The sequence below is a fragment of the Pedobacter sp. 05L430 genome, from assembly GCF_056397585.1.
The window spans coordinates 1-5,890 of sequence record NZ_JBFTNT010000268.1; the positions used below are offsets into that span (position 1 = coordinate 1).

Below are 5,890 nucleotides of genomic sequence, written 5' to 3' on the forward strand. Positions count from 1 at the left end.
ACCTTTCTTTCAGACGTTCACTAAAAAAGAAATTGTGGATGCCCACAAAGCGGTAGAGTGCTCTATTTGCCTGTCTGCAGATAGTAAAGAGGGCGTTGACGAAATGGTAAATAAAGCACAGGCCGCAGGTGCCACCATACCTAATCCGGCCACTGACTACGGCTTTATGTACCAACACAGCTTTGAGGACCTAGATGGCCACCATTGGGAGTTTGTATGGATGGATCCTAAAGGCGCACCTGAACAGTAATAAATTTGAGGAGAAAAAACATGACAAAAAGTAAGATAGTAAGGATGGATAATGTTGGCATCGTTGTAGAATCGCTGGACAATGTGATCCCCTTTTTTATAGAATTAGGATTAAAGCTTGAAGGACGGGCTACAATTGAGGGTGAATGGGCTGGTCGTGTTACCGGACTGGGCGATCAGCATGTAGAGATTGCTATGATGGTTACCCCGGATGGCCACAGTCGTTTGGAACTGTCGCAATTTCTAAGGCCAACTGTTATTTCAGACCACCGTACGGCCCCCGTGAACTCGGTGGGGTATTTACGAGTAATGTTTACTGTTGAAGATATTGATGAGGTGGTATCAAGACTTAGCAAACATGGCGCTGAACTGGTTGGCGAAATGGTTCAGTATGAGAACTCCTATAAGTTGTGCTACATTCGCGGAGTGGAAGGGATTCTGATTGGCCTAGCAGAACAACTTGGTAATAAATAAGTTTATTACGGCTGTATAATCGTCAATAAAATAATTAATTTTCTCATTTTATGGGTTACCAACTCAATTTTATCCAGGCAATCATCATCTGCGGCCATAATTCAATTTTTAGGTAATCCATTACCCCTTTTTCATCACTTGTCAAAGTCACTATTTATATGGAGTTTGATAATATTTCAACATTTTACAAGTTTTTTTAAAAAAATATAGGGCTTATACCCTTCCAGTATAGGTCTATATGGCGTATATTCTTGTAAATCTGTGCCTTCGATTAACAATACAGAGTTTTTTTACTTAATCATTTAAGGTATATGGCTCCATTTTTGTATGGGTATATATACGGGCATGGGGTCTTCACCTTGGATATTTTTTTTTTACGATGTATTATTTTCTGATGGACTTAATACGGCACGCTTTCAATTAGATGGAGAATGTATACATATAATTATTTTATAAACGATAGCGAAAAGGTATTGCTGGACGACCTTTTTGTTGATGATGCGAATAAACAAATAATTACACGGTTAATCAGTGAACATCGTTATTTTAAACAATTAAACGAATATGGTTTGCCGATTGACAACAAGATGTTACTGAATGTGAGCCAGGGATGTGGCAAAACTTACACAGTTAAGGCTATTGCCTCTGGTTTGGAAAAAAATTTAATTGTATTAAATCTGAGTAATATCCTCTCAGGATCTATTAATGATATAACACACAGCATTAAAACTGTTTTTAATATAGCAGCTAAAGAAAAAGCCGTATTATTTATTGACGAGTTTGATGAGATAAGCAAAGTAAGAAGTGTTGATGTTAAAGATGGGGATGAAATGGGCAGACTAGTTAATACAATGATTCATCTGATTGATTATTATCCGGATAATGCATTACTGATCTGTGCTACGGATTATAGTGAGTTTATTGAACCGTCGTTGCTCCGTTGTTTTGACCTTAGCGTTACGATCCGCAAACCATCACCAGATCTTCTGGATGATTATTATGATAAACTATTGTCAAGTTTTCCCGCAAGTTTACGTTCAATTGAACGTATGTACAGTATATCCTTTGCTCAGGCAAAGGATCATGCTTTGGCCGCTGTAAAAAAGGCTATGATTGATCAAATTGAATCGCGTTAAGTAGCCATAACACAAGTTTAATAAAGTGTARGAAGGGCTATTGTTGAAGAATCGTCTTCATTTTTTCTAAATACTCTGTATTATTTATAAAGTTGTTATGCCCCTCGCCTTTCAAAATAAACAATCTATCATCTTTCTTAAAAAATGAACTAAGTTTCTTCGAAGAGCCAATATATATAGCGTCGTCTGCGTCTCCATGAAAAACTGTTACAGGTGCTTTTATTTTCTGCAAAAATTCATAAGTCTTAAATTGATATTTCATATTGGAAGTATCAATATCCGGTGCAATGTTGGATATCCAATCTGGTAGGCTATAATATGGCGCTTGTAAGATAAGCGCTTTCGGATTATTGTTTGCTGTAAGGATAGCGGCAGGCCCTGTACCTATTGATTGGCCAATCACAATAATCTTCGATTCTGGATAGATCTTTTTTAAATTGTCATATACCATTTGAATGTCACTAGACAATTGAGGTTCGCTACTCACCTTACCTTCGCTCTTCCCATAACCTCGATAGTCAAGAATAAAGATATCATAATTAAGATTATTATAAAAAGGGGCAACTTTCCCCCAGGTATCAAGTCCGTCATTGCTGCCATGCAGATAAAATATCAATCCTTCCGTCTGCTTTGCCTTGAAGAGTAATCCATTTAATTTATAACCATCTTGTGTTAAGAAAGTTAATTCAGTAAAAGGGTTTGAAAATTCGAAATGAAAATCGTTTTGTAGTTGGGAACCTGGAAATAATTGTTGTTCTAACTCTTTTTGAACTTCTTCTTTTTTTAGACTGTCAACGTTTTGCCCATAAGCAAATTGAACAAATATTAGAAACGTGAGTAAAGAAATAAATAGCTTCATTAGGTAATATGTTTCGTTAGTATTTATCTGTAAATCATAATCATTTGGCCATTTCAATAGCTTTTTCTAAAATTTCATCTTTGGGTTAACCGTTTTCTGATCCTCATGTAAGCTTTTTCCGCAACCATTTGCGAACTGGCTCATCGTACCATTTCAATGCGGCATATGCCAAAATGATGCTACTTATTAAGATGATTAACGCATATGGCCATGCCTGCACTATCGTTAAACCTTTATTGTTGCTGATCCAGGCCACGTAAAAATAGACAATCGGATAATGTACCAGGTAAAGTGGATATGATATCTCACCTAAGAATTTGCAAACGCGGTTCTCTCTTTGGGTTTGCATCCGGCCACTTGCGCCAAGGTATACGATAAGTGGAAATACGATGATAATGCAAACAGAGTCATAAACTCCGTTCATCCAAAGATGCTCTGCACCACCAATGCGAGGCATATAGAGTACTATAGCTACTAAAAGGCTACACCATAGAAAGGCATTTTTAATACGGGTGTGCTTGGCAACACGGGAAAGTAACAGACCGGCAAAGAACGGATACATGACGCGCGTTAATCCAATGCGTACCTGCTCCACGTTCAGCGTCCATCCTCCACTAACGTCGCCGTTTGTGATCGCCAGGTGTACGAGTGCGATAGCAGCGATGCCAACTAAAATACTTAATGCCGTTTTGGAGAATTTTCTGATCCAGATTGCGTAAAGAATGTTGGCAATATATTCAAAGAACAATGACCATCCCACACTATTCAAGGGGTGCATCTCTTGCCAGCCACGTATATCAAGAGATAATGGCACGGGCAGGATCGTATAACCGATCAGCAGTACCAGCAGCATCTTCCAGATAGGAATAGTATGAATGAGCGGCCATAGTGTAGAATCTGTAAAATAGAATCCGATTGCGCCGAGGGTCATCCCCAAAACCACCATTGGCTGAAGGCGTACGATGCGGCGTTTGAAAAAGCTTCCTACTGTCATTTTATGCCAGCGATCGTCGTAGGCATAGCCCATCACGAAGCCTGATAATAAAAAGAAAAAGTCGACAGCCAGATAACCGTGATTAACGAATTTATCTAAATTACTTGTTGAGAATGGTTCAGCCAGGTGAAACGTTACAACGATTATGGCTGCGACACCGCGAAGGCCGTCTAATATGGGATAGTGCGGCTTGGTGGCCAACTCACTATTTAGGTTAGTTCTCATTCATTGTGTGTGAAATCGCAATTTGTAAAAAAAAGCCAACATTTCTTTGGCTTTAATTACGAATTTTTATGGTTGATAAGGCGCACGCTGGTGTTATTTTTGGGTTGTGCCAACTAATATTAAAATAGCGATTAGCTGATATCACAGCGCATTGTTGTAAGTAATTTCTTGAAACCTACTTTTTCATATGCCTTCACAGCCGCATCATTGTCGTGGTATACATCAAGACGCAGCTCAGTTATTCCTTTTGATAAAACCCATTGCTTAAGATCGTTTATCAATAGCTTATTAATCCCCTTTCCTCTAAATTCCGGACTTACAAACATGAAGCCCAGATAACCAAAGAGCTCATGACGTTCGTAAGCTTTTGCTGATCTAATTTGGGCATAACCACATCCAACGATTTCAGCATTAAACTCGATCACTAGGATTGCTGTTTGCTCATCCTCTATAAGTGTCTTAAGGTCGTAATAGAAGATTTCGCCATCCTTTAAAGTAGGATTAAAAGGACGTTCGGCCTCAACCAACATTTGTAAAAATTTGCCAAGCTTAGGCAAGTCGGCATGTGTAGCATATCTGGTAGATATATCTATCTTATTTATTTCCATCTTAAGTTTAATTTTTGGTTTGCATGTTTTTTAAAGCCCAGTCTTGAACAGCAGCAAGGACAGATGTCAATGAAATTCCTTTTTCACTTAATGCATACTCGACAGTTGGAGGAACTGTGGCATAAGCGGTCCTGGTCAGAACCCCTGTTTTTTCCAATTGTTTGAGCTCCTTAACCAACATACGTGTATTGATACCAGGGATTGATCTTTCCAATACCTTAAACCTCATTTTACCTGCCATCAGTGTATTGATGATTGTCATGGTCCATTTGCCCGACATCAGATCCATTGCTTCCTGAAATGGACAGGTGTCAATTTTATTTTGTTGCATTGAAAATTTAAAGCACTGTAAATCAATAAAACTTTACTTTTTGTTACTATTATACAAAGAGGTAACTACTTGCAAATGTAAAGTTAGCGGCAGACATTTACAATTTAACTGCAACCAGAATTGATTATGACCATAGAGGAAATTACTGCGTATATTTTATCAAATTTTAAAAATGTGAATATAACAGAAGCGAATGGTGACCTGTTCTTTATGTATGATCAGGAAAAGATGATGCCATTTGCAACTATAGTTACCAGTGACAATGATTTCGACAGTGTATCTCAGTTGAATAGAGAGGGTTTCTTTCGACTAAATATTGGTATCGACAAAGCATCATTTATTAACACCTTTGAGGGCATAGCGCTAAAGAAAGGCATTGGTGCATATGTAGACTCGGGAATAGATTTCACTGCAGAGAACATAGTGATGCCTCACCCCTTTTATGGAGCAATGTATTGGTTATGTATCGTAAAACCACGTAAGAAAAGCTTACCAGTCTTAAAAAATCATCTTGATGTAGCCTATAGCTTAGCTGTTAAAAGGTTAAAATGATAATCTGTTATTTTACTTTAAAACTGGTTTCTATTTCGTAAATTCAGACATATAAAATTAACATACCAAGTCTCTTTGAGTACAAGAAATTAATAAAAAATGAATACCAACACAATAGATAAGTTAGCACATTCATTAGGAAGAAGGGATGAAGTACCCAATCAGGAACTAGCCAATGCTATTGTACAATGCACCAACAATGAGGCAGTTCGGGAGTTGGTTAAAAACCTCCATCATAAAAGTAAGGATATCCAGAACGATTGCATAAAGGTAATTTATGAGATTGGAACATTGAAACCGGAAATGATAGCTGATTTCAGTTCGGAACTGATAAATCTTTTAGACAGTAAGAATAACCGTTTGCAGTGGGGAGCAATGACCGCTTTAAATGCGATCACTGCAATTAAACCTGAAGCAATCTATAATGCATTGCCTAAAATAATAGCCACCGCCGACCAAGGT

At 37.9% G+C, this 5,890-nt stretch carries 9 protein-coding genes; 5 read left to right on the forward strand and 4 right to left on the reverse strand.

Annotated elements, in window-relative coordinates; translation table 11 throughout:
* From AC1DG9_RS22055 to AC1DG9_RS22065, 3 genes are all read left to right on the forward strand, one after another.
* A partial coding sequence (locus AC1DG9_RS22055) for a VOC family protein (RefSeq protein WP_477635244.1) occupies nt 1-250 on the forward strand: 250 nt, incomplete at its 5' end.
* 20 nt (nt 251-270) lie between these two features.
* Nucleotides 271-723 carry a VOC family protein gene (locus AC1DG9_RS22060; protein WP_172662674.1) on the forward strand — a complete coding sequence of 151 codons (453 nt, stop codon included), beginning with the start codon at nt 271-273 and terminating at the stop codon, nt 721-723.
* Between the two features lie 431 nt (nt 724-1,154).
* The gene (locus AC1DG9_RS22065) at nt 1,155-1,859 is read left to right on the forward strand and encodes an ATP-binding protein (protein WP_288881564.1); all 705 of its coding nucleotides are present in this window, start codon (nt 1,155-1,157) and stop codon (nt 1,857-1,859) included.
* Between the two features lie 37 nt (nt 1,860-1,896).
* Here AC1DG9_RS22065 and AC1DG9_RS22070 read toward each other — a convergent pair whose 3' ends face one another.
* The 4 genes from AC1DG9_RS22070 to AC1DG9_RS22085 form a co-directional block, all read right to left on the reverse strand.
* Nucleotides 1,897-2,718 carry an alpha/beta hydrolase gene (locus AC1DG9_RS22070; RefSeq protein WP_337716014.1) on the reverse strand — a complete coding sequence of 274 codons (822 nt, stop codon included), beginning with the start codon at nt 2,716-2,718 and terminating at the stop codon, nt 1,897-1,899.
* 103 nt (nt 2,719-2,821) lie between these two features.
* Nucleotides 2,822-3,937: an acyltransferase family protein gene (locus AC1DG9_RS22075; protein ID WP_337716013.1), complete on the reverse strand. Its 1,116-nt coding sequence runs from the start codon at nt 3,935-3,937 to the stop codon at nt 2,822-2,824.
* A 131-nt stretch (nt 3,938-4,068) separates the two neighbouring features.
* Nucleotides 4,069-4,545: a GNAT family N-acetyltransferase gene (locus AC1DG9_RS22080; protein ID WP_172662670.1), complete on the reverse strand. Its 477-nt coding sequence runs from the start codon at nt 4,543-4,545 to the stop codon at nt 4,069-4,071.
* A 7-nt stretch (nt 4,546-4,552) separates the two neighbouring features.
* Nucleotides 4,553-4,876 (reverse strand): winged helix-turn-helix transcriptional regulator, encoded by a 324-nt coding sequence (locus AC1DG9_RS22085; protein WP_172662669.1) that lies wholly within the window; start codon nt 4,874-4,876, stop codon nt 4,553-4,555.
* 126 nt (nt 4,877-5,002) lie between these two features.
* On the opposite strand from AC1DG9_RS22085, the gene AC1DG9_RS22090 reads away from it, so the two are divergent.
* The gene (locus tag AC1DG9_RS22090) at nt 5,003-5,428 is read left to right on the forward strand and encodes a DUF6194 family protein (protein ID WP_216854463.1); all 426 of its coding nucleotides are present in this window, start codon (nt 5,003-5,005) and stop codon (nt 5,426-5,428) included.
* A 99-nt stretch (nt 5,429-5,527) separates the two neighbouring features.
* A partial coding sequence (locus AC1DG9_RS22095; RefSeq protein WP_477635245.1) for a hypothetical protein occupies nt 5,528-5,890 on the forward strand: 363 nt, incomplete at its 3' end.

Coding starts and splice junctions, on each gene's coding strand:
- AC1DG9_RS22060 (WP_172662674.1), top strand. CDS start 271: ATGACAAAAAGTAAGATAGTAAGGATGGATAATGTTGGCATCGTTGTA.
- AC1DG9_RS22065 (WP_288881564.1), top strand. CDS start 1,155: ATGTATACATATAATTATTTTATAAACGATAGCGAAAAGGTATTGCTG.
- AC1DG9_RS22070 (WP_337716014.1), bottom strand. CDS start 2,718: ATGAAGCTATTTATTTCTTTACTCACGTTTCTAATATTTGTTCAATTT.
- AC1DG9_RS22075 (WP_337716013.1), bottom strand. CDS start 3,937: ATGAGAACTAACCTAAATAGTGAGTTGGCCACCAAGCCGCACTATCCC.
- AC1DG9_RS22080 (WP_172662670.1), bottom strand. CDS start 4,545: ATGGAAATAAATAAGATAGATATATCTACCAGATATGCTACACATGCC.
- AC1DG9_RS22085 (WP_172662669.1), bottom strand. CDS start 4,876: ATGCAACAAAATAAAATTGACACCTGTCCATTTCAGGAAGCAATGGAT.
- AC1DG9_RS22090 (WP_216854463.1), top strand. CDS start 5,003: ATGACCATAGAGGAAATTACTGCGTATATTTTATCAAATTTTAAAAAT.